The 21,003-nt window shown below is 61.2% G+C and carries 18 protein-coding genes; 6 read left to right on the top strand and 12 right to left on the bottom strand.

Annotated elements, in window-relative coordinates:
- Positions 1-2: 2 nt before the first annotated feature.
- The 12 genes from ABVQ20_RS07200 to ABVQ20_RS07145 all read right to left on the bottom strand — a co-directional run bounded on the left by ABVQ20_RS07200 (position 3) and on the right by ABVQ20_RS07145 (position 15,530).
- Positions 3-2,654, bottom strand: a complete 2,652-nt coding sequence (locus ABVQ20_RS07200) for an ATP-binding response regulator (RefSeq protein ID WP_354458851.1) — start codon at positions 2,652-2,654, stop codon at positions 3-5.
- 71 nt (positions 2,655-2,725) lie between these two features.
- Entirely contained in the window at positions 2,726-3,493 is a 768-nt protein-coding gene (locus tag ABVQ20_RS07195) for a Tll0287-like domain-containing protein (protein WP_354458850.1), read from the bottom strand.
- Positions 3,494-3,616: 123 nt separating this feature from the next.
- Positions 3,617-4,099: a type VI secretion system baseplate subunit TssE gene (tssE, locus tag ABVQ20_RS07190; protein WP_354458849.1), complete on the bottom strand. Its 483-nt coding sequence runs from the start codon at positions 4,097-4,099 to the stop codon at positions 3,617-3,619.
- A gap of 11 nt (positions 4,100-4,110) precedes the next feature.
- Entirely contained in the window at positions 4,111-5,667 is a 1,557-nt protein-coding gene (gene tssC, locus ABVQ20_RS07185; protein ID WP_354458848.1) for a type VI secretion system contractile sheath large subunit, read from the bottom strand.
- A gap of 22 nt (positions 5,668-5,689) precedes the next feature.
- Positions 5,690-7,183, bottom strand: a complete 1,494-nt coding sequence (tssC, locus tag ABVQ20_RS07180) for a type VI secretion system contractile sheath large subunit (protein ID WP_354458847.1) — start codon at positions 7,181-7,183, stop codon at positions 5,690-5,692.
- A 3-nt stretch (positions 7,184-7,186) separates the two neighbouring features.
- Positions 7,187-7,699, bottom strand: a complete 513-nt coding sequence (tssB, locus tag ABVQ20_RS07175) for a type VI secretion system contractile sheath small subunit (protein WP_354458846.1) — start codon at positions 7,697-7,699, stop codon at positions 7,187-7,189.
- 61 nt (positions 7,700-7,760) lie between these two features.
- Positions 7,761-8,870 carry a type VI secretion system protein TssA gene (gene tssA, locus ABVQ20_RS07170; protein WP_354458845.1) on the bottom strand — a complete coding sequence of 370 codons (1,110 nt, stop codon included), beginning with the start codon at positions 8,868-8,870 and terminating at the stop codon, positions 7,761-7,763.
- 172 nt (positions 8,871-9,042) lie between these two features.
- The gene (locus ABVQ20_RS07165) at positions 9,043-9,654 is read right to left on the bottom strand and encodes a DUF6931 family protein (RefSeq protein WP_354458844.1); all 612 of its coding nucleotides are present in this window, start codon (positions 9,652-9,654) and stop codon (positions 9,043-9,045) included.
- A 12-nt stretch (positions 9,655-9,666) separates the two neighbouring features.
- Positions 9,667-11,703 carry a type VI secretion system Vgr family protein gene (locus tag ABVQ20_RS07160; protein ID WP_354458843.1) on the bottom strand — a complete coding sequence of 679 codons (2,037 nt, stop codon included), beginning with the start codon at positions 11,701-11,703 and terminating at the stop codon, positions 9,667-9,669.
- Between the two features lie 62 nt (positions 11,704-11,765).
- A complete protein-coding gene (locus ABVQ20_RS07155; RefSeq protein ID WP_354458842.1) occupies positions 11,766-12,242 on the bottom strand; it encodes an Hcp family type VI secretion system effector in 477 nt (158 codons plus the stop codon).
- A 72-nt stretch (positions 12,243-12,314) separates the two neighbouring features.
- Complete coding sequence (gene tssH, locus ABVQ20_RS07150; RefSeq protein WP_354458841.1) at positions 12,315-15,053, bottom strand: type VI secretion system ATPase TssH; 2,739 nt, start codon at positions 15,051-15,053, stop codon at positions 12,315-12,317.
- 150 nt (positions 15,054-15,203) lie between these two features.
- A complete protein-coding gene (locus ABVQ20_RS07145; protein WP_354458840.1) occupies positions 15,204-15,530 on the bottom strand; it encodes an STAS domain-containing protein in 327 nt (108 codons plus the stop codon).
- 304 nt (positions 15,531-15,834) lie between these two features.
- On the opposite strand from ABVQ20_RS07145, the gene ABVQ20_RS07140 reads away from it, so the two are divergent.
- The 6 genes from ABVQ20_RS07140 (at position 15,835) to tssK (ending at position 20,939) form a co-directional block, all read left to right on the top strand.
- Entirely contained in the window at positions 15,835-16,704 is an 870-nt protein-coding gene (locus ABVQ20_RS07140) for an ATP-binding protein (protein ID WP_354458839.1), read from the top strand.
- Positions 16,701-17,081 carry a PAAR domain-containing protein gene (locus ABVQ20_RS07135; RefSeq protein WP_354458838.1) on the top strand — a complete coding sequence of 127 codons (381 nt, stop codon included), beginning with the start codon at positions 16,701-16,703 and terminating at the stop codon, positions 17,079-17,081. Before ABVQ20_RS07140 ends, ABVQ20_RS07135 begins: the two co-directional genes overlap by 4 nt.
- 1 nt (position 17,082) lies before the next feature.
- Complete coding sequence (locus tag ABVQ20_RS07130) at positions 17,083-18,192, top strand: class I SAM-dependent methyltransferase (protein WP_354458837.1); 1,110 nt, start codon at positions 17,083-17,085, stop codon at positions 18,190-18,192.
- 15 nt (positions 18,193-18,207) lie between these two features.
- On the top strand, positions 18,208-18,978 hold the full coding sequence (locus tag ABVQ20_RS07125) for a type VI secretion system-associated FHA domain protein (protein ID WP_354458836.1): 771 nt from the start codon (positions 18,208-18,210) through the stop codon (positions 18,976-18,978).
- Between the two features lie 53 nt (positions 18,979-19,031).
- On the top strand, positions 19,032-19,538 hold the full coding sequence (gene tssJ, locus ABVQ20_RS07120) for a type VI secretion system lipoprotein TssJ (RefSeq protein ID WP_354458835.1): 507 nt from the start codon (positions 19,032-19,034) through the stop codon (positions 19,536-19,538).
- A gap of 69 nt (positions 19,539-19,607) precedes the next feature.
- Complete coding sequence (gene tssK, locus ABVQ20_RS07115) at positions 19,608-20,939, top strand: type VI secretion system baseplate subunit TssK (RefSeq protein WP_354458834.1); 1,332 nt, start codon at positions 19,608-19,610, stop codon at positions 20,937-20,939.
- Positions 20,940-21,003 lie beyond the last annotated feature (64 nt).

The raw sequence follows: 21,003 nt of genomic DNA, 5'->3' as shown, positions 1-21,003 counted from the left end.
GGTCAGGCCCTCTCCAGGCTTTCGGTGGCACGCGACCCGAGCGCTTTGCGCAAGGCTTGCGAAAGCTCAAGGTGCGCGCCTTGCCCTTTGGCGACGATTTGCGCCGTGCGCTCGGTCAGCATGCTGCGCTCCGCCAGCGACAGTTGATGCGCGGTCACGACAATCACCGGGACCTTCGCCCAACTGTCGTTTTCACGCAAATGCGTGAGAAAGTCGAAGCCGTTCATTTCCGGCATGTTGAGATCGAGTAGAATGGCGGTCGGCGGCGGGTTGGCAACCATCCAGTCCATGGCCTTGCGCCCGTTCTCGGTCAGCGCGGGAACATGGCCGAGGCGTTCGATCGTGCGCTGCATCAGCACCTGTGTCGCCGCGTCGTCCTCCACAACGAGAATAGTCCCGGAGCCGTGAGCGCCGGTGAGCCGAATGATGAATTCACTGAGTTCGCCCCGGTCGACGGGCTTGGTCAGCATGCCTGCGGCGCCAAGCGTGAATCCCAACGCCTTTTCATTGCTGATGCTGACGATGATCACTGGTATGTCGGCGATCTCGGGGTCTTTTTTCAAGGCCACCAACACCGACCAGCCGTCCATCTTGGGCATCATGATGTCCAGGGTGATCGCCGCCGGCCGGTGTTTCCGCGCCAGTTCGAGCGCCTCGGCCCCGGTGGTCGCGTAGAGTATCTTGAACCCTTCGCGGACCAGGTGAGAGCCGATAATGTGCAGCGCCGATGCGTCGTCGTCGACCACCAGAATTGTGGTTCGCGCTTCGTCCGCACCGATCTCCTTGTTCCCTTCGTCCTTTTCCCGGCCCGTGCTGTCGGCAACCCGGATGCCCACGGCCGGCAAGGTGAAGACGAAGCAGGAACCTTCGCCCGGCTTGCTGGAGACCGTCAGGTCTCCGCCCAGCATCTGGGCGAAGCTGCGGCTGATGGCCAGTCCAAGGCCGGTGCCGCCAAACTTTCGGGAGGTCGAATTATCCGCCTGCGAGAAGGGCTGAAAGAGCCGGCTCATCTGTTCATCGCTCATGCCGATCCCACTGTCGGCGACCGAAAAAGCCAGCCACCCGGAATCGCCCTCGGTTCGCCGTTCGACAAGCAACCGGATCGTGCCGTTCTTCGTGAATTTCGACGCATTGCTGAGGAGGTTGAGCAATGTCTGCTTGACCTTGGTAACGTCTGATTCGACAGTTCCTATGTCCCGCGGGCAATTGATGATGAGCGTGTTGTCATTGCGTGAGGCGAGCGGGCGGACCAGCATCTCAACGTCGCCGACCAGGTCGGCCACATCGAAAGCCTCGTTATAGACCTCCATGCGCCCAGCTTCGATTTTGGACAGGTCGAGGATGTCGTTGATCAGCCCGAGCAAATGATTGCCGGCCGTTTCGATCTTTTTCAAATCCGGAAGAAAATCGCTCTGCCCGACATCTTGCATATCCTCCTGCAATATCTGGCTGTAGCCGATGATCGCGTTCAAAGGCGTCCTGAGCTCGTGACTCATATTCGCGAGGAAGTCCGACTTCACCTGGGTTGCACGCTGGGCCTCGTCACGCGCGACCTCAAGTTCGAACTGGCGTTGTCGCAGCTCGCTGATGTCGGTGTAGACGACGGTGAACCCACCCTCATGGGTTTCCCTCTCGCTGATCTGCATCCAGCGATCATCATGGAATTGTTCAATGCGGCTGGCCCGGTGGCCATGGTTGGCAAGGCGTTCTGCGATCCATTCTTCGGGTTTGCGGTCGGTGCGCACGACATGCCGCCCGCCGGCTTCGATGATCTCGTTGAAAGAGGCATGTGCTTCGGCAAGCGCGGCATAGAGCGGATGGATGTCGCGAAAGCGCTGGTTGGCAATCACAAGCCGGCTGTCGGGCGCATACAGGGCAAAGCCTTCGGCAATGCTTTCGATCGCGTCGGAAAGGGTCTTGCGCTGACGTTCGGTTTCCCGCGTCAGCCGATCGCGTTCGCTCTGGCTTTGCCGGAGAAGCAAAAGCGCTTCGCTGATCCGGCCGAGCTCATCCCTCGATGGCGGTGGAATGGCAATATCCGTATTGCCTGCCGTGAGGCCCTCGACCGCGACGACAATTTCGCCGAGAGGCTTCAGAATCGAACGGAGAACGACGAATGTGAGGAATGCGCCAACGAGGACCGCCAGGCCTGTCAAGGCAAACGCCACATTGGCCGCCTGATAGAACTGCGTCAGTATGCTGGCCCTGGCGCTTTGAGCCTGATCACGCAGCGTGGTCTGAACGGCTCTCAGCTGCTCGTCGATCTGCACGCCAAACTGACGTGCCTGGGCAAAGTGGGCGTTGCCGATGACGCGCTGGTCTTGCGTGTAGGCTTCAACCGCCTGGTTGGCGAGATCGTCGAACTGACCCGCCAGCGTCTCGATCCGGCTCGCCTCCTGCGGCTGGGTGGACGCAAGCCGCTTGAGCGCCGCCGCAAGCCGCGTGCGGGCATCGGCGGCATTGCTTTCTGCCAGTGTCAATTGGCTGACCGCCAAGTCCGTCTGCCAGTAGCGCAAATCGTTAAAGGCGGAGCGGACGCTGAAGGCCACGCCCATATTTTCGGCAGCGCGGTCGGCACTGTCCGACATGGCGAGCGCCTGATCGAGTGCGGCGCGGATATAAAGGCTGCTGCCAACAGTGGCCAGCAGCAACACCGTGGCCAATGCGATGAGACGAGACCTGATCGAGACGCTTCTCAGGAAACCACCCGCCTCGGCCCTGTCGCTCATTGCGGCGTAAGCCCGATGCTGATCACCCCGCCGAGGTCGCCTTCATGGGCGCCCTCCTTCGGATAGCCGGTCATGTCGAGTTCCCCTTTCGGATCTCCATGGCAGCTCAGGCAAGACGTCGAATAGTATTCCGGCACCATGATCCGCGCCCGCAAGACACCGCCTTCGGCGTCGACGCCGGAATAGATCTTCGCATGAGGCCAGTCCGCCTTCTGGAGGTAGTCCCTGATTGCCGCGACTTCCCAGCTGTCAGGACGCGCCCGCCTGTTGCGGACAAGCTCGGGCGGCGCGGTGACTTTGATGGTGGCCTCGGCGCCAACGCGCCTCGCGAAGGCCTCGTTCACCAGGCGGGCGAAGGTTGCCGGGATGAAGCCCTTGAAGGCGACACCTTTGGCATTGATCATTGCCTGATTGGCGTCCATCACCTCGACCACCGAATCCATCTGAGCCTTCAGCAGGCGACCTTCATAGGCAGCCTGGTCGATCGTGCGGGGATCCTTGCCGGTCCGCTCTTGATAGTTGCGGATCGCCTCATCGAGGACCGTTGGCCCGGACAATCCCTTGTCGCCCAGCGCAGGGTCGTTGATTTCCTTTTGATGCGCGGAGATGACGGCTCGCGCCGATTGCAGCATCGTCGCCAGGCTTTGGGCGACCCGCAGATCCTCCGCGGACGGCGCATCGGCTCCAGATGCCGGCATCAGGAGCACTGAGGTCGAAAGCAAGGTCGCCGCGCAAATCGCTCGAACGAACCATTGGCTGGTCATCCCACCCTCCCCGCCACGCGCCCTCAGCATGCAGGCTGAAACGGCTGCGCCGACTATCGCCTCTGCTTCCAATTTTGCAAGCCATATTGGTCACCGGATGCAACAGCGTTCGACGACACGGCGTCATGTTTTGCCAACCAGCACCAGTCCGCCTGAAACCGGATCCACCACGGTGTCATAGATCACCGGCTCGGCCGTCGCGTCCGCCAGCAGGACGGCATGGACCCGAAAGCGTAGCGTGCGGTCGAGCGTGTCCGTTCGGGCCACCAATTCGACCGAGACCTCGCGAAAGCGCGGTTCGAACTTTCTGATCAGCGCTTCGAGCTTGAGCCGGAATTGCTCCTGCTGATGCGGTGTTGCCAATTGCTGCGTCTGCAAATCCTGGACGCCGAACGACAGCAGGGACAGGCGGAGTTCTTCCAGCTCCGGCGCAATCGAGAGATAGCGGGGTCTCGTGGTGAACAGGATTTCCAGATCCCGCCGCACCGCCTCGCGCAGCTCGCGCATGGCGCGGTCGGCGTTGCGGTCCGTTTCGATGCTGTCACCCTGCAGCAGCCGGTCGAAGAGCGACAGCCGGGGCGGTAGTTTCGTGGTCGGTCTGGCCATGTCAGGGCCGATCAGTTCGCATGAACGGCCTGCATCTCGGTGCGAAGCCGGAATCCGGTGACCATATGGTCGAACTGGAAATGCGGCTGGAGGTGCATGACACATTTCATGATGCCGGGGCGTCCGGGTACTTCGCTGACTTCGATGCTTCCCCCGCTCAGCGGGTATCGCGCCTTGAGTTCGGCGCCGGCATCGGCATTGCCGAGCATATAGCCGCGCAGCCAGTCGTTGAGGTATTTCTCGAGTTCTTCAGCGGTCGTGTAAGCCCCCACCCGATCACGCGCCATGACCTTGGCATAGTGCGCGAAGCGGCTAATGCACAAGACATATTGCAGCATCGACGACAGCCGCGAATTGGCTCGTTCAACAGGATCGCGAAGATCGCCGGGTGCGTGCAGCGACTGTGTTCCGAGAAAAACCACCGATTTCGTGAAATTGCACGGGCTGAGCGCGATGAACCCCAGTTCCTCCAGCGCCTTTTGCTTCTTGTCGGTCAATTCGACCTCAAGCGGCCGCCGATAGGCTGTAGCCTCGCTCGTCGAAAAAGCCGGTGCGGGCAGACCGACAAGCACACCTGCCTCCTCGCGATCCTGATAGGCGCCACGGATATCGGCGAACCATCCCCAGTCGTGAAAGGCGCGGATCGCGACGGCACCGAAACCATAGACCGCGTTGCCCCAGAGCCAGGAGTCGATCCCGGTGCCGCCCTCGCGATAGCGGAACCCGTCCTCACGCGTGTGGCTGTCCCCATACTTGTTGCGCAACAGCATGCGCGGCAGCACAATGCCTAGAAACCGGCTCTCCTCCCTCTCTTGAAGCCGTCGCCAGCGCTGATACTCCCCCAGTCGGAAGCCTGCATCCAGCCTTTGGGTATGGGAAAGGTCGGCAAATGCGGGAACACCGAAAAGCTCCGGCGCGGCGCTGATCACGCAAGGTGCGAACGAAGCCGCCGCAACCTGGGTGAGACCCGACAAGGTGCTCACATCATCCGTCGGCTGTTCCGCGCCCGCCTGGAAACGATGGCGCACGGCATAGTCGCAAAGCAGAAGGCCGTAAGGAAGGCCGCCCGGCATCCCGTATTCGTCATTGTAGACCTTGGCGAATAACGTGCTTTGGTCGAATTCGACGGCGCGATCGAAATCGCGCGTCAGTTCTGCCCAGGTCGCATTGAACAACCTGACTTTGACCTTCTCGTCGCTTTCGACCTGACCCAGAAGGTAGTCGACACCGCGCCAGCTCGATTCCAGGCGCTTGAAATCCTTGTGATGCAGGACGGCATCGAGCAAATCGCCGATCAGTGCGTCCATCGCCGCGATATCGCGGGCCAAGAACTGGCGAATAGCCTCGCCATCGCCGCGCGATGCGAGTTTATGTGCCCCGTCTCCAAACCACACGCCCAGACAGCCGCCGGCGGCCTTGTCCGCGAGGAAGTCAGCCAGGGCTGCGTCAAGCGCTGCTTCGCCACGCCCGAGCACGGCGTCGACAACGCGGTCCCGTAAGGCAAAATGAATGCGGGCCCCGCCATCGGGAGCATCATCCTCCCTTTGCACGGAGCCCGCGTCATCCATTGTCGATCGTCCTATCGATCCGTCAGCCCATCTGCGGGATGCGTGCGACGAGCCGCATGGAGGCCGTCAGTTCCTCCATCTGCAGCCACGGACGCAGATACGCCACGGCGTTGTAGGAACCAGGCGCGCCCGGCACTTCCTTCACCGTGATCGAGGCTTCCGCCAGCGGATACTTGGCCTTCATATCGGCACTCGCATCCGGATTGCCGTTGACGTAGTTCCGGATCCAGTTGTTCAGCCAGTTCTCGCAATCCTTGGCTTCAAGGAACGAGCCGATCTTGTCGCGGCCCATCACCTTCAGATAGTGCGAGAAACGCGACGTGGCCATGATGTAAGGCAGCCGCGCCGAAATGGCAGCATTGGCCGTGGCATCCGGGCTGTCGTATTTCTTGGGTTTCTGCGAGGTCTGCGCGCCGAAGAAGACGGCATAGTCGGAGCCCTTGTAGTGACAGAGCGGAAGGAAACCGAGCTTCGACAGTTCGGCTTCGCGCCGGTCAGTGATACCGATTTCCGTCGGGCACTGCTGATCGACGTCACCATCGTCACTGGTAAAGGTGAAGCTTGGCAGATTTTCAACCTTGCCGCCGCCTTCCGCGCCGCGCACCGCGACGCACCAGCCGTTTTTCGAAAACGCAGACGTCAGGCGCTCGCCGAGAGCATAGGAGGCGTTCATCCAGGTGAACTTGTCCGAAGACATCGCGGTTGCCTTGCCGCTCGCATCGATGGCCGCTTCCTCGAACCCGAACTCCTCGATCTCCCTGCCCTTCGATCCATAAGGTACTCGTGCAAGCACGCGCGGCATCGTCAGTGTGACGAACCGGCTGTCCTCGCTGTCACGGAAGCCGCGCCACTTGATGTATTCGGAGCTTTCGAAGATTTTCTCCAGATCCCGCGGCTTGGACAATTCATTGAAGCTCTCCAGCCCGAACATCTTCGGATTGGCGGCTGAAATGAAAGGTGCGAAGGAGGCGGCGGCGACATTGGACATGCCCTGAAGCACCTCCAGGTCCTCCGTTCCGCTACCGAACTCGTAATCGCCGATCAGCGCGCCGTAAGGCTCACCGCCGGGCGTGCCGAATTCCGTTTCGTAGATCTTCTTGAAGACCTGGCTCTGATCGAATTCGACCGCCTTGGTCAGGTCCTTGTGAAGGTCCTTCTTTTTAAGATTCAGCACGCGGATCTTCAGCGTGGCGCTCGTTTCGGAGTTCTTCACCAGGTAGTTGAGGCCGCGCCACGAGCCTTCGAGCTTCTGGAAGTCCTCGTGATGCATGATTTCGGAAAGCTGCTTCGACATCTTTTCGTCGATTGCCGCGATTGCCTTGTTGAAGGTCTGCGTCAGGTTCTTGCTGAACGTCACGGTGCCGGAAAGCGCTTCGGTCGTCAGGGTCCTCAGCAGGTCCTGCATTTCGTCTGGTTCGGCAGTCTTGGTGACGCCGATGGCCTGATCAAGCAGGCTCAGCGTGGCGGTCTGTTCCGATGCGGCCGCGGCCGTTTTGGTTTCTGCTTCAGCGGCCATCGATCACGCTCCCTTTTTTTCTGCTGAATCGAGTTCACCCGCGAGGGCGGCCAGCTTGTCGGTGTTTTGCAACACCTCCTCAAGCAGGCTTTCCAGTTCCTCGGACCGATCCACCTTGGACATGAGGTCGCGAAGCTTGTTGCGCACGGCCAGCAGCTTGCGCAGCGGCTCCACCTGGTTGACGACGGCTGCCGGCTCGAAATCGTCCATCGATTTGAACTTGAGCGAAACGGCCATCTGTGAATCGTCGCCGGCCAGCGTGTTGTCGACCTTGAATTCGGCGCCCGGCGTCATCCGCTGCATCACATCGTCGAAATTGTCGCGGTCGACCTGGGTGAATTTGCGGTCACGCAGCGGCTTCACGGGCTCGTAGGGCTTTCCCGAGAAGTCGCCGATGACGCCGACGACGAACGGCAGTTCCTTGCGGACCTCCGCGCCCTCGGTTTCGACGTCATAAGTGATATGCACGCGCGGCTTGCGCACGCGGCTCAGTTTCTGTTGGACGCTCTCTGCCATAACGATCCCTCCACGGTTGGGTAGGTTGGTTGTTAAATAGGTAGACTGAATTCCATGTTCGTCAGGCAGCCGCCTCGACGTTTCTTATTCCTGCCGCCATCAGAATACGCTGGATATGAGCCGGATCCTCGGCCAATTCGGACAACAGCTCGGGCAGCGTCATACGAGCCCGCCTCACCGCTTCCTCCAGTGTATAGGAGATTGGCGAATGGGGTTCGGTCTTCCGAAAATAAGTGGCGATCTTGACCAACTCGGCCAAAGCTTCCTCGCGGCCCGAATAGCCTTCGGTGCGCCGCGCCGGGGCCACGGAAACGATACCATCCGTTGTGACCGTTTCCGTCAAACCGGCTTCTTCTTCCGATGAAGCGGCGTAGACGGCGGCGAGCTTGCCGGCGGCGAAATGGCGTATCGAACTGTTGATCTGCTCAAGGAGTTCACGCAGCCCCGAAATCGGCGGAGAATCCGATCCGGCAACGGCGTCGAATGCATCCGACATCGTCTTGAGCGCGCGTAGGGACTCGCCGACCACCTCCACTTTCTGGTGAAATTCGTCGGGCGGAGTCTCGGCAACACTCTGGACGAACTGCTCCATCGTCACCGAACCGGCCTCGATCCGCGCGTTCTTGCGGTTTGGATCGGTAATTTTCTCAAGCTCCGTCGCCTGTTCGTAGCTCCAGAGTGAAAAACTGGCCATCGAACCGTGCGTTAACGGTGTCAGGCGAACCGGCTGGATCAGTGTGCCGACCGCGCCCGAGCCGCTCAGGCCGGCGACCGAAGAGACCTTGCCTTCAACCCCGTCCTCGTCAAGTTCGGGAAAGCACGAATCCCAGAAGTTCGAGGCGATCCCGCTCAATACGTTCAGTCCATCACGCAATCCCTCGAAGCCATGTCGGCGCACAAGCGCCTCCACGAGCCACGAGGCGACCTCAAGATCCTTTGCATGGCCGGCGAGTATCTCCATCGCCGTTTCCAGGACAACGTCCCATTCCTCGGGGGGGGGCGAACCGATCTCGACGGATGCGCGTTCAGCTGAACGCGCCGCGTTGCGTGCGTCCTTGGTGCGATAGTACAGCGACGACGACGATGTGTCCGCGCGCGGATCGGTTCCCGCAGGCGCGTCTTCGGAAATCGGCTTGAGCAGCCCGCCAACATCGACAATTTGCGCCGTCATGCGCAATGATCCTTTCCGGCCAAGTATTTGGTAACTGGAGAGCCAGCGCAGACGGTTGGAACCCGATCAACAGTCGACGCCATATCCAATAGACCACAAAGATTATCGAGACTCCAGACGCGCTCGTACTTCTTCACGTCCAAAAATTCTTCAACCGTGCAACGCTCTTGACTCATGGCTGCGCCTTGATCGGACGGTCACCTTCGAGGTGTCCGTTTCCGCCGTTTGCGATATCCACCCCACGGGCGATCGCGATCTTGAATCGCTCATTCAAACGCATCGGATCGCCCGCCGTGATCGACAGCAACACCGACGCACCGACGCCGATCGGTCCCAGTTTCGGATCAGGCAGGGCGTCGGGCATGTTCTCCGGAGCCATGCTGCCACCCGACCAGAACACAGCCAGTGCGGCGTAGGCCGCGGCGCCGTCGAAATTCGCCGATTCGGCGGCCGCCATACAGGCGCGCCGGTGGCTGTCGGTTGGTTCGTAAACCCACGAGGCGGTGCGTCCGAGACACAGCGCATCAGGTCCAACAGGCTCGTTGAGGTTGCCGTGAACGACCACGCAAGCCCACCACACGCCTTCGCGGATCGGCAGCGCGAAAGCAAGGAACCGAACCGCATCGCCGATCTGCCCGGCATCAACAAGCAGCGCCAGATAGCCTTGCGGCGAAAGGCCCGGCACCAGGAAAGCGCTGGCCTCGGCGGACAAATCCACACGCTCGCAGATTTCGGCGGCGGTGCCGCCGGAAACCTTGCGAAACGGTTCGGTCTGGATTTTCACGTCGCCGGGCCCTTAGTTGATCTTGACCATGCCGCCGGCGATCTTGGCAATGCCGTCGGCTGAGACATCCACCATCGGGGCCTTGATTTCAGCCTTTGCGGTGCCCTTGATCGACACCTGAATCCCGTTCACGGTGACGCCCTGCGGCGTCACCTCGACGGTGTTCTCACCGCATTTGAGCGTGATGCCCTGCGTCGCCTCGAAGGTGATCTTTCCCGCATCGGCCTTGGTGACATGATTGCCGGCCGACAGCGTCAGCGCGTCGTTGCCTTGGGTGAGCTTGGTCGTCCGGTCGCCGACGTCGAGCGTCAGGGTATCGCCGCCCTGGCCGAGCGTCGTGGTCCGATTGCCCTGCTTGATGTCGAGCGTCTCGTTGCCTTTGGTGATCGTTTCGGTGCGGTTGCCCGACTTGATGGTCAGGTCCTCATTGCCCTCGGTGATCGTCGTCGTGCGATTGTTCTTGATCGTCCGGGTTTGGTCGTGTCCTACGTCGAGCGTGTCGTCGTTTTCGACCTCGCGAACAAAATCCTTCTCTGCATGGAACAGGACCTTTTCCTCACCCTTCTTGTCTTCGAACGACAATTCATTGGCGTTGGCGGCCGCGCCCGAGAGCGTGCTGCGCGACAGGAAACCGCTTTTGGTCATGTTGTCCGGCAGCCCCCATGGTGGCGCGTTCGTGCCGTTGTAGACCGTACCCGTCACCAACGGCCGGTCGGGATCGCCGTCGAGAAATTGAACCACGACCTCCATTCCGATCCGTGGCAGGAAGACCATGCCCCAGCCCTGGCCGGCCAGGCCTTGCGCAACATGGACGAAGCATGAGCTCTTCTCGTTCTTGGTGCCGACCCTGTCCCATGGGAACTGGACGCGTATGCGTCCGTATTTGTCGGTGTGGATGTCTTGGCCCGACGGCCCCACCACCCGTGCGGTCTGCGGACCGCGCACGATCGGTTTCGGCGCCGGCAGCGGCAACCGAGCCGGACGCGTCGCGGGAATGCAGGTGAAGCTGTTGCGATAGTAGGGCTTGCCTTCCATGCCCGGCCGGATGGTGAAATGCGCCCGGTCCATGGCTTCATGCCGCACCTCGGTCAGGACGAACTTCGTGTTCAAGCTTCCAATCGTGTGGTCGGAAAGCTTGAAGCGATGACCAGGCGTGAAGCTTGCGCAGGTGCCGGCCCCCTTGATCTCCTCGAACCCGGCCTCCTGCGCCTCGATCGCAACACCAGCCAGACGCGTCAGCGTCGAGTCGATCACACTGCCGGCCGGAAACCGGTAATGCTCCCAGGTTTTTGATGCCGAAGGCTGCAGGTTGGTTGTCTTGCTGCCCTCGCGCGGGCTGTCGGGCGCCTCGAAATCATAGTCCGCCACGATCCATTTCGCATCGGTCAAGCTGGCGCCGAACTCCATCTGATAGACGGCATCCGTGGCGTCCTCAGCGCTCTGACGAAAAACCACCTCGCTCTGCGCGCCATCAGTATAGCCAGTCGGGTTGTCGGCGATAATGAGCTTGTGGCTGCCGCTAGCATGAGTGAAATAGAAGTAGATGCCTTCCTCCGCGAACAACCGCTGGACAAAAGCTAGGTTCGTCTCGCCGAACTGGACGCAATAGGCCCGCGTCTCGTAAGTCGCTTGCAGCTTCTTCTCAAAGCTGATGCCGGCCGCGGTAAGGATTTCCTCGGCGATTTCAACAGCGGTCTTTTCTTGGAAAACCTTGTAGTCGGAAGTCCGGTCAAGCAGCCAAAGGGCCGGTGCCACCTGCAACGTAAACAGCCGATAGTTGCCGCGGGTGATGGCGCCGCCGGAAAAAGACACGACGATGCCGTTCACGATCCGGCGATTTCCGCCAGGCCGCGCCATCGACAGTGTGACGCTCTTGCCCAGAAGCTCTTGTGGCCCGATGATCTGAAGGCTGGATAGGGCCGATATTGTATATGCGAAAAGCCTCGAAATTCCCTCGACGCCCTTCGCCTCAGTCGCAACCAACACGTCCGCCCCAAGCGGAGTGTCCAAAGTGAGCCAGCGTTCCGCCTGAACAAGTGTTTCGGACATGTAGCTTTCAACCTTAGCCGGCGCCTGACCCGGAGATCAGGCGCCGCAAGCGGGACTCGACGTCAGCCGCTCTTGGTGGTCGACAGGTCGTAGCTGACCGTCACTGGCGTGCCGGCTTTGTTTTTGTCATCGAACGGGATGTGCTTGTACTCGATCTTGGTGAAATTGATCGAAATCGACTCCGATGGGCGGTCGCCGCCGCTCGACACGCTGTAGCCTGAAATCAGCGAATTGGTGAGCGTGTACTCAACATAGGTGTTGCCTGGGCTGCCCGTGTTGACCAGGTGGATTTCCACCTTCTTGCCTGTCGCGCCAGTGGCGGACTCGGTGAACAGCTTGCTTGACGAACCGTCCAGCATTTTCGTTATCACGACTTCGCTGACGCTCGGCTCGCTTGCCTCGCGATTGGCGGTCGATCCGGAAGGTGTGGAAATGCCGCGTCCAACACCGAACTGGAAGCTGCTTACGTCGATCCACTTCTTGTGGTTTTCCTGCGTCGCCTCGCCGTCGATACCTTCATACTTCAAATAAATTGCCATGGTTAGCTCCCGTTATGATCCCAAAAGCACGTTCACGGTGAGGTATTAACCCACCGGAATTCAAGAAAACCCTTACAAGGCCGCGGCCAGGGCCTCCACATCCGCAACCTTCGCATGCGGCGACGCCTTGTCCCGAGTGTCGCGACTCTCTCCCTTCGGCGTGAACCCGAAACGGCCGTCAGCGTCGATCGATACGTCGATACTGCCGATTTGACCGCCTTCCGCCATCACTGAAAGCACATGTGCCGACAATTGGGGCAGCAGACCACGAGACAAGATGTATTCGATGTTGCGCGCACCGCTTTCGACCTCGGTGCAGCGGCTGGCGATCTCGGCAACCAGCTTCTCGTCCCAGCTCAGTTCGGCTCGGTAATTTTCGAGGAAACGTTTGCGGATCCGGTTGAGTTGGAGGGCAACGATCTTGCGGATGATGTCATCGGCCAGCGGGAAATACGGAACGACCGAACAGCGACCAAGGAATGCCGGCTTGAAGGTCTTGAGAAGCTCGGGGCGCAGCGCTTCGGCCAGCGCCTCTGAATCCGGACGCGTATTCGGGTCGGCACAGAGCCGGTGGATCAGGTCCGTTCCAGCGTTCGACGTCATGATGATGACCGTGTTCTTGAAGTCGATGTCGCGGCCTTCGCCATCGCGCAGCATGCCCTTGTCGAACACTTGGTAGAACACGTCCTGGACACCCGGATGGGCTTTTTCCATTTCGTCGAACAGCAGCACCGAATAGGGCCTGCGACGTACCGCTTCGGTGAGCACGCCGCCTTCGCCGTAGCCGACATAACCGGGAGGCGAGCCGACAAGCATCGAGACCTTATGCTCTTCCTTGAACTCCGACATATTGATGACGGTGAGGTTCTGTTCGCCGCCATACAATAGGTCGGCGACGGCCAGTGCCGTCTCGGTCTTGCCGACGCCCGAGGTGCCGACCATCAGGAAGACGCCGATCGGCTTGCGGGGGTCGATGAGCTTGGCACGCGACGTCCGAATTGTTTCCGCGATCGCCTCAAGCGCATGCGGCTGGCCGATGACACGCTCCTCGAGCCTGTCCTTGAGCGCCATCACCGTCTTGATCTCGTTGGACACCATGCGCCCGACAGGGATGCCCGTCCAGTTGCCGACCACCTCGGCAATCGCCTGACTGTCGACCGTCACGTGCATCAACGGCTTTTCGCCCTGCAGTGCGGTCAATGTCGCATTGTATTTGACCAGATCGGCGCGCAACTTGGCCGGATCCTCCGCGCCTTCCACCGGCTCGGCGCCCTCATCCAGATCGCCCAGCATGCCGTGCAGGGCGCGGATCTTGGCAACGAGATCGCGCTCCTTTTCCCATTGCGCTTCAAGATCGGCAAGCTCCGAGGCGGTCTTCTCGCGATCCGCCTTGAGTTCCTCGACGCGCTGCGAATGGTCGGCGCCGATGCGGCCCTCACGCGCAAGCACAGCCAGATCGACATCCAGCATTTCAATGCGGCGACGACGGTCTTCCACCGGCGCGGGCGTGGCATGGCTGGCTATGGCGACGCGGCCGCAGGCGGTATCGAGCAGGCTGACAGCCTTGTCGGGCAGTTGCCTGCTCGGAATGTAGCGGCGTGACAGGCGCACGGCATCTTCGACCGCCTCGGCCAACACGCGCACGCCATGATGATGCTCCAGAGTGGGAACAAGACCACGCATCATGCCGATCGCGGCTTCGTCGCCGGGCTCCTCGACCTTGACCACCTGGAAGCGTCGAGTGAGCGCCGGGTCACGTTCGAAATACTTCTTGTATTCGGCCCAGGTCGTCGCCGCGATGGTGCGCATCTCGCCACGCGCCAATGCCGGCTTGAGCAGGTTGGCCGCATCATTCTGTCCGGCCGCGCCGCCGGCACCGATGAGCGTGTGTGCCTCGTCGATGAACACGATGATCGGCTTGGGCGACGACTTCACGCCTTCGATGACATTCTTGAGGCGGTTCTCGAACTCGCCCTTCATGCCGGCACCGGCCTGCAGCAAGCCCAGATCCAGCGACAGGAGTTCGACATCCTTGAGTGACGGAGGGACGTCTCCGGCGGCAATCTTCAACGCGAAACCTTCAACCACGGCGGTCTTGCCGACGCCGGCTTCGCCGGTGAGGATCGGATTGTTTTGACGCCGGCGTGTCAGGATATCGATGATCTGGCGCGTTTCGGCGTCGCGGCCGAGAACCGGGTCGATCTTGCCCTCGCGGGCGCGCGCCGTCAGATTGATCGTGTACTGTTCCAGTGCCGAACCGCCCGCCGTCGAAGCCGCGGGCGCACCACCGGCGGTCGCATTCGCGGCGCCGGAGGCGAGGCTCGCGCCCCCAGCCTCGCTGCTGTCCGCCACGATCTTGACCAGCGACAGGCGCAAGGTCTCGGCGTTGATCCTGGCCAGAAGCGGCGAAGCGTCGCGTGCCAGCGCCGCCAGGCTGTCATCGCCCAGCAGCGCGGCCATCAGGTGTCCGCTGCGGATGGCAGCTGCATTGTATTGAAGCGAAGCAAAGACCCAGGCTTCGCGAACCAGCTTGACGATATTGGGAGCCAAGGCCGGCGAACGGCTGTTGCCTGTCTTAAGCCGGTCCAGCGTCTTTGTCAGGTCCGCAGCCAACCGGCCGGCGTCTATCTCGAAATGCCGCAGGATCGAGGCGACGTCGTTGTCGCTCGATTCGACCAGCTTGAACAGCCAGTGCTCGATCTCGACGTTATAATGCGTGCGCGAAAGCGTAAGTCCAACCGCACCCTCCAACGTCGAGCGACAATGCGGGTTCAGCCGCCCAACCAAGGATTGCAAATCTACGTTGAGCACGACGCCTCCCCCAAAACCAGCGATACGCCGATTCCGCGAAGCGGAAGCGACAGACGTCGACCGGCAACCCCCGTTCCGAATCTGACAATACGTGATGGCGTCGCAGCCTAGTGTTTACCTCGCGTCAGGTCTACGGCAATTTTGCAACAATCATGCGATAGCGGCGTCGACATTCGGAAACACCGGAAATAACCTTAAGAAACCACTCATTTCGAAGACTAGACGTATCCGACTGTTCAGGCCCGCGAGCGCCATGCGACCACCGGCGGCCTTTACCTTTTTCGCCGCGGAAATGAACGCGGACAGCCCCGTGCTGCTGATGTATTCGAGGTCGGCAAGGTCGATGACAAGTCGCGTGTCGCCACGATCGATGACCGAACTGAGATGCCGATCGAATATCGGCGACGAAGTGGTGTCTATCCTGCCGCTGGGCGCGATTATGAGGTTGCCGTCGCGGCGACTCTCGGCGATGTTCATGATAATGGAGGCCTCGACAATTCTGAATGGTCCGCAGCGGGTGGCGTACCGGGGTGGGCCCACTTCCGCAACAGCCGCTATCATGTCAGAAAGCACCGCGTGCCGCTAGAATATTATCCTCGGTTTCTCTGGCAATGAGACGGTCGTGAGCGCGTCTTCTCTGCAAACGAACATGGTCGAGATCATTCGCGACGCGCTGTTGCCGCAGCGTTTTCCCATCCGTCGGGATGTCGAACTGAGCGCCAGCATAAGGCTTCGCGACGGGGTTGTCTCGTTTTATGACTATTTGTGGCTTGGCCGCCAGGTGCTGGCGGTCGCGACGGTGCAAATAAAGGGCAACGGGATCGAAGCCGTTCTCGAGGCGGCATCGTTTCGGCAACTTCTGCGAGCGGCCCTGGCCGTTTTCGATGATCCCGACATGGTGTTGTCGGCATGCCGCGAAACCTCACATCAGGTCAATTTCGAAGTCGCCATCCTGAGGCTCGATACCAGCAGCGGTGCTTTGGCGTCGGCGACCGCCGGCAGCGGCCGTGTCGAGGTGATTTCGTGCGCTGGCGAAGATCGACGGCTGTCGGCCGGCGACATCGTGTGGATCGCCGTCGGCGATGTGCCGCCGCCGCGGTCGGCAGACATTCCGATTGAAGGTCTCGGCCAGGTGGTGGACGACGAAATCGCGCGCGCTGGCGGTGGTTGCGCCGCAGCGTTGCTTTTCCGGTCGCAGGGTCATCCCGCCAGAACGGCGACCTATGTCGTGCCCAACGATCTGCAGGCGATACCACGACTGCTCGGACAGGTCGCGGCGTTCTTCTCCCAGCACGCCATGGCGGCAGAAGACGTCGAAGGCATCGATGTGGTCATCGACGAAATTCTCACCAATACGATCGGCTACGCGTTTAGCGACGGCAAGGCCCATGAGGTCTACGTCAATTTGACGGCTGAGGCGGGCGAACTCGTCATCGAGGTCCGCGATGACGGCGTTCCGTTCGATCCCCTCGGCGTGCCGCCGCCCGATCTGTCCGACGACATTGACCTGCGCCAGATTGGCGGGCTTGGCGTCCATTTCATCCGCACAGTCATGGACGAGGTCGACTATCGGCGAGCAACCGGCTGGAACGTGTTGACGCTTCACAAGCATCTGACGCAGGGGATGGGGTCAGAGGAGTCCGAATCATGAATGCCGCGCGTTTGGGCGACCAGATCCTGCAGGATGCGCCTCACTGCCATGCTCCGATCCATCCGGCCGCGCTCGTGCCGACGCCGGCGCCGCATCCGGCAATGCCGCTCGCCATCATCAAGGGGCAGGTCAATGTCCTGATCGGCAATATGCCGGCCGCGCGCGCCACCGACCTGTCGCAGCCCTGCCTGCTGGCCGGCTGCGTTCCGGGCGGGCCCGGCATGATCGCAAAGGGATCCGCGACGGTCTTCATCGGAGGTCTTCCCGCGGCGCGGGTCGGCGACATGACCGCCCACACCGCCTGTGTCGCCCCGATACCCAGCCCTGTGGGAAAAATCCTGCCGCCCGGTTGCCCGACCGTCATGATCGGCGGCTGAGGTGCGACGCGGCCATTTCGAGATGCTGCAGCCGGTCTGCCCGGGCTGCCATGCACGGGGCGTTTCGTCCGCACTTGGCTTGAGCGTCATTGAAGACGAGCGCCAAGGCGACATCCTGGCCGGCATCCTCGGCTGTGCCGATTGCGGGGCGGAATACCCCATCATCGACGGTCTGCCGATCATCGTGCCCGACGTGCGACGCTATGTGCAGGACAATCTCTTCTACATCATGGCACGAACCGACCTGACGCCGGCTGTCGAAAGCCTGCTGGGCGACGCATCCGGTCCCGGCAGCGGGATGGATTCCATACGACAGCATGTCTCGTCCTATGTCTGGGACCATTGGGCCGATCACGATCCGCAGGAGCGTGGGCCGGCGGCGGGCGGTGCCTTGCCAGGAGGCGTGGCGCGTGCCGTCATCTCTGGCCTTGAGATGATGGCCCACGATATCCCGCCCGGGCCTGTGCTGGACATAGGCTGCGGCGCCGGGCGTTCCACCGTCGAAATCGCACAGAGAACCGGACGTCATGTCCTCGGGATCGATGTCTCGACGCCGCTTGCCCGTGTCTCGCGGCGGGCCGCGGTGGATGGCAAGGTCGACTATGCGCGGCGGCGAATTGGGCTTGTCTATGATCGACGCCGCTTCGACCTCGACATTCGCCGCGATCTCGTTGACGTCTGGATCTGCGACGCACTCGCCTTGCCATTCGTTTCCGCGACGTTCGCGCTCGCCGTGGGCCTGAACGTACTCGACTGCCTGGCCGATCCCGGATTGGGGCTTGCGCAGATGGGACGCGTCTTGGTGCCAGATGGCCAGGCGCTGCTGTCGGTGCCCTTCGATTGGACAGGTCATGTCACGCCCGTCGAGCGATGGATTGGAGGACATTCGCAGCGTGGCCCCCATGCCGGAAGCGCCGAGGCGATTCTCGAGCTGATGCTGGGCGAGGGTCCGCTTTCAAGCGGTTCGTTGCGCCGCGAGAAGCCGGCGCGCGAGGTGCCGTGGCATGTGCGGATTCACGAGCGCTCTTGCATGCACTACCTGGCTCATCTCATTGTGGCGCAACGCGCGGCAGGCAAGATGGCGGATACGCGCGCCTTGGACGTCGGCTGAAATATCGAGGGGCCAATGAAACTTACGCTCGTTCTCAAGGGTCCAGATCGCCTGATGGGCGCCCAGATCGAAAAATCGATGGAGAATGGCAGCCTCGTCATCGGTCGTTCGCCCACCGCCGACTGGACGCTGCCCGACCCGGACAGAGTGATTTCCAAGGCACATTGTCGGATCGACAAGGATTCCGGTGGCTTCGTTCTAACCGATACGTCGACAAACGGCGTCGAAATCAACAATGATGCGGTCGGATTCGGCCTTCCGAGGCTGCTGGCGAACGGTGACGTGCTGAAGCTTGGCGATGCAGTGGTCATCGTGCGCATAGAAAACTCTACCCAGGCGCCACCGCTGGCGAGCAGTACACCACGCCAGCTCCCCGCCGTGGATCGCACGAGAATCGCCGACGGTCCCTTTGGACTTCCAGACAAAGCCGCAGCGCAGCGGCCGGATTTCTCGGTGCCGCAGGACCGGGATATCGCTGGCAGGCCCGTGGGACAAATACTTGATGACTGGTGGGCGCCAACTTCCCCGGTTTCCGATCCGATTTCCGTGGATATCTCGGCAAAGCAAGCTCCAGACACGATTCACAATACTATAACAGCACAAGAATCGTTACCGTCACGCAGTGGCAGTATGACAAAACTTGCGGCATCTCTGACCCGTCTCGACCTCGCAGCGTTGGTGCAAGCCGTGGACACGGCGGCCGAGGTCTTACCGGAAGGCGAGAGGTCCAGGTTTTACGAGCGGTTGCGTGACCTCCTGGACGGGAACCGATCCCAGGGCAAATAGGTCGCCAGGTTTTGGTTGAGCTGGCTGAAGCCGGCGGGCAGTGGGGTGATTTCATGCCCGGCATTTTCCGGACATGGTTGGTGTTGTTCGCGATCCTAGGCCTTTCGGGCTGCGGACTGCTTGGAAAGGACAAGCCACCGCCCAAGGAAATCGAAATCAAACCGGCGCCGGCGGAGGCGGGGATCGATTTCATCGCGATGGCCTCGCCGCTGATAAACCCGCTCCCCCAGGGAGAGCCGTCGCCCGTGGTGCTCCGGCTCTATCAGCTCAATGGTGATTCCGCCTTCGCGAATGCCAGCTTTCGGCAATTGTGGGAGGAGGACGAGAAGACACTTGGGCCGACCATGCTCGGCAAGGCCGAAATTCTGCTCAATCCTGGCGGCGTGGAACGGATAAAGGCCAAGCTTGTCGAGGGCACGGTGCTGATCGCGGTCGTCGTTGGGTTCCGAAATTTCGAAGGCGCGAAATGGCGTGCGATGGTTCCGCTTCATGGCGAGAAGAGCTTCAAGTTGAAAGCGGAACTCAAGACGCTTTCCGTCGATCTTGGGCCTCAGGATTGAACGGGCATGCCCTTTGCGAGGACGTGAGCCGCAATTCTGTGTTGCAATGTGGTGGTGAGGAAATGTTGCATGCCATTCGATGACAAGGTGATCTGGTCCGAGGGGATGTTCATCCGCGCCCAGCATTTTCAGCAGGACGGACGCTACTTTCAGCGAATGCTTAACGGCCGTGTGCGGGGGCTTCGGGCCTATGGCTGGGGCCTCACCGAACTCAGGCTCAATCGCGAATTGTTGTCGATCGGCCGTTTCGCGGTCGAGGGGGCCACCGGCGTCTTCGAGGACGGCACGCCGTTTTCGGCGCCCGAGGGCGCGGACGATCTCCCGTCCTTGCAACTGAGCGAAAACCTGCGCAATGCCATCATCTACTTGACGCTGCCCATCACCCAACCCGGCAGCCAGGAGACGGCCGACGCCGACGTCGATACGCAGACCCGGTTCACCACCAGGAATATCGATGTCACCGACGCCAACAGCAGCGACACCGCGCCTGTGTCGATCACGGTGGGCAAGTTACGGCTTCGCTACGCGCTCGAGAGCAGCGAGCGCAGCGGGTTGCTCAGCATTGGTCTGGCCCGCATCGTCGAAGTGCGCGCCGACAACACCGTCGTGCTGGACGACGGCTACATTCCGCCGGCGCTCGACGCCAGAACCTCGCCCGTGCTGACAGGACTGCTTACCGAGATCGTCGGTCTCCTGAACCATCGCGGCGAGGCGATCGCGTCAAGGCTGGCATCCGGCAGCGCTGGAACCGCGGCCGAGATGACCGACACGCTCATGCTCCAGACCATCAACCGCTGGCAGCCTGTGTTCGCGCATCTGGCGTCCGCCTTTTGCGTGCATCCCGAGACGATCTTTCAAAATGCGGTCGGCCTCGCCGGAGAGCTCGCCACCTTCACCACGCCCAGTCACCGTCCACGCAACTTTCCGGTCTACGATCATGAGCAGTTGCAGCTGACATTCGCTCCGGTGATAGCGGCGTTGCGGCAATCCTTGAGCGCCGTGCTCGACCGCGGCGCCATCGCGATCCCGCTCACTGAACATCGCTATGGCATCAGGGTCGCCACCGTCTCCGATCGTTCGATCTATTCGAAGTACACGTTCGTGCTGGCGGCCAAATCCGACATGCCGGCGGACGCACTGCTTCGCCGGCTGATCGGCCAGATCAAGGTAGGCCCGGTCGAGCAGATCAGGGAGCTGGTTAACGCCGCCCTGCCCGGCATCATCCCCCGTGCTTTGCCGGTGGCGCCACGGCAAATACCCTACCACACCGGAAAGGCTTATTTCGAACTCGACCGGACCAGCGCGACGTGGAAGCAGATCGCCAATTCAGCCGGGCTTGCGATTCACATGGCCGGCGATTTCCCCGGACTGGAACTCGAACTGTGGGCGGTTAAGGACTAGAGAAATCAAGACTGCCCAGGTGATCTGGAGCAGGCTCAACAAGGAATGCGACGCTGAGCGATCC

Origin of the sequence: Mesorhizobium shangrilense, assembly GCF_040537815.1 — a bacterium.
Classification (GTDB): domain Bacteria; phylum Pseudomonadota; class Alphaproteobacteria; order Rhizobiales; family Rhizobiaceae; genus Mesorhizobium; species Mesorhizobium shangrilense.
The sequence above is the reverse complement of the archived record's forward strand: the minus strand, read 5'-3'. Positions and strand labels throughout refer to the sequence as shown.

Coding starts and splice junctions, on each gene's coding strand:
- ABVQ20_RS07195 (WP_354458850.1), bottom strand. CDS start 3,493: ATGACCAGCCAATGGTTCGTTCGAGCGATTTGCGCGGCGACCTTGCTT.
- tssE (WP_354458849.1), bottom strand. CDS start 4,099: ATGGCCAGACCGACCACGAAACTACCGCCCCGGCTGTCGCTCTTCGAC.
- tssC (WP_354458848.1), bottom strand. CDS start 5,667: ATGGATGACGCGGGCTCCGTGCAAAGGGAGGATGATGCTCCCGATGGC.
- tssC (WP_354458847.1), bottom strand. CDS start 7,183: ATGGCCGCTGAAGCAGAAACCAAAACGGCCGCGGCCGCATCGGAACAG.
- tssB (WP_354458846.1), bottom strand. CDS start 7,699: ATGGCAGAGAGCGTCCAACAGAAACTGAGCCGCGTGCGCAAGCCGCGC.
- tssA (WP_354458845.1), bottom strand. CDS start 8,870: ATGACGGCGCAAATTGTCGATGTTGGCGGGCTGCTCAAGCCGATTTCC.
- ABVQ20_RS07160 (WP_354458843.1), bottom strand. CDS start 11,703: ATGTCCGAAACACTTGTTCAGGCGGAACGCTGGCTCACTTTGGACACT.
- ABVQ20_RS07155 (WP_354458842.1), bottom strand. CDS start 12,242: ATGGCAATTTATTTGAAGTATGAAGGTATCGACGGCGAGGCGACGCAG.
- ABVQ20_RS07145 (WP_354458840.1), bottom strand. CDS start 15,530: ATGAACATCGCCGAGAGTCGCCGCGACGGCAACCTCATAATCGCGCCC.
- ABVQ20_RS07135 (WP_354458838.1), top strand. CDS start 16,701: ATGAATGCCGCGCGTTTGGGCGACCAGATCCTGCAGGATGCGCCTCAC.
- ABVQ20_RS07125 (WP_354458836.1), top strand. CDS start 18,208: ATGAAACTTACGCTCGTTCTCAAGGGTCCAGATCGCCTGATGGGCGCC.
- tssJ (WP_354458835.1), top strand. CDS start 19,032: ATGCCCGGCATTTTCCGGACATGGTTGGTGTTGTTCGCGATCCTAGGC.
- tssK (WP_354458834.1), top strand. CDS start 19,608: ATGCCATTCGATGACAAGGTGATCTGGTCCGAGGGGATGTTCATCCGC.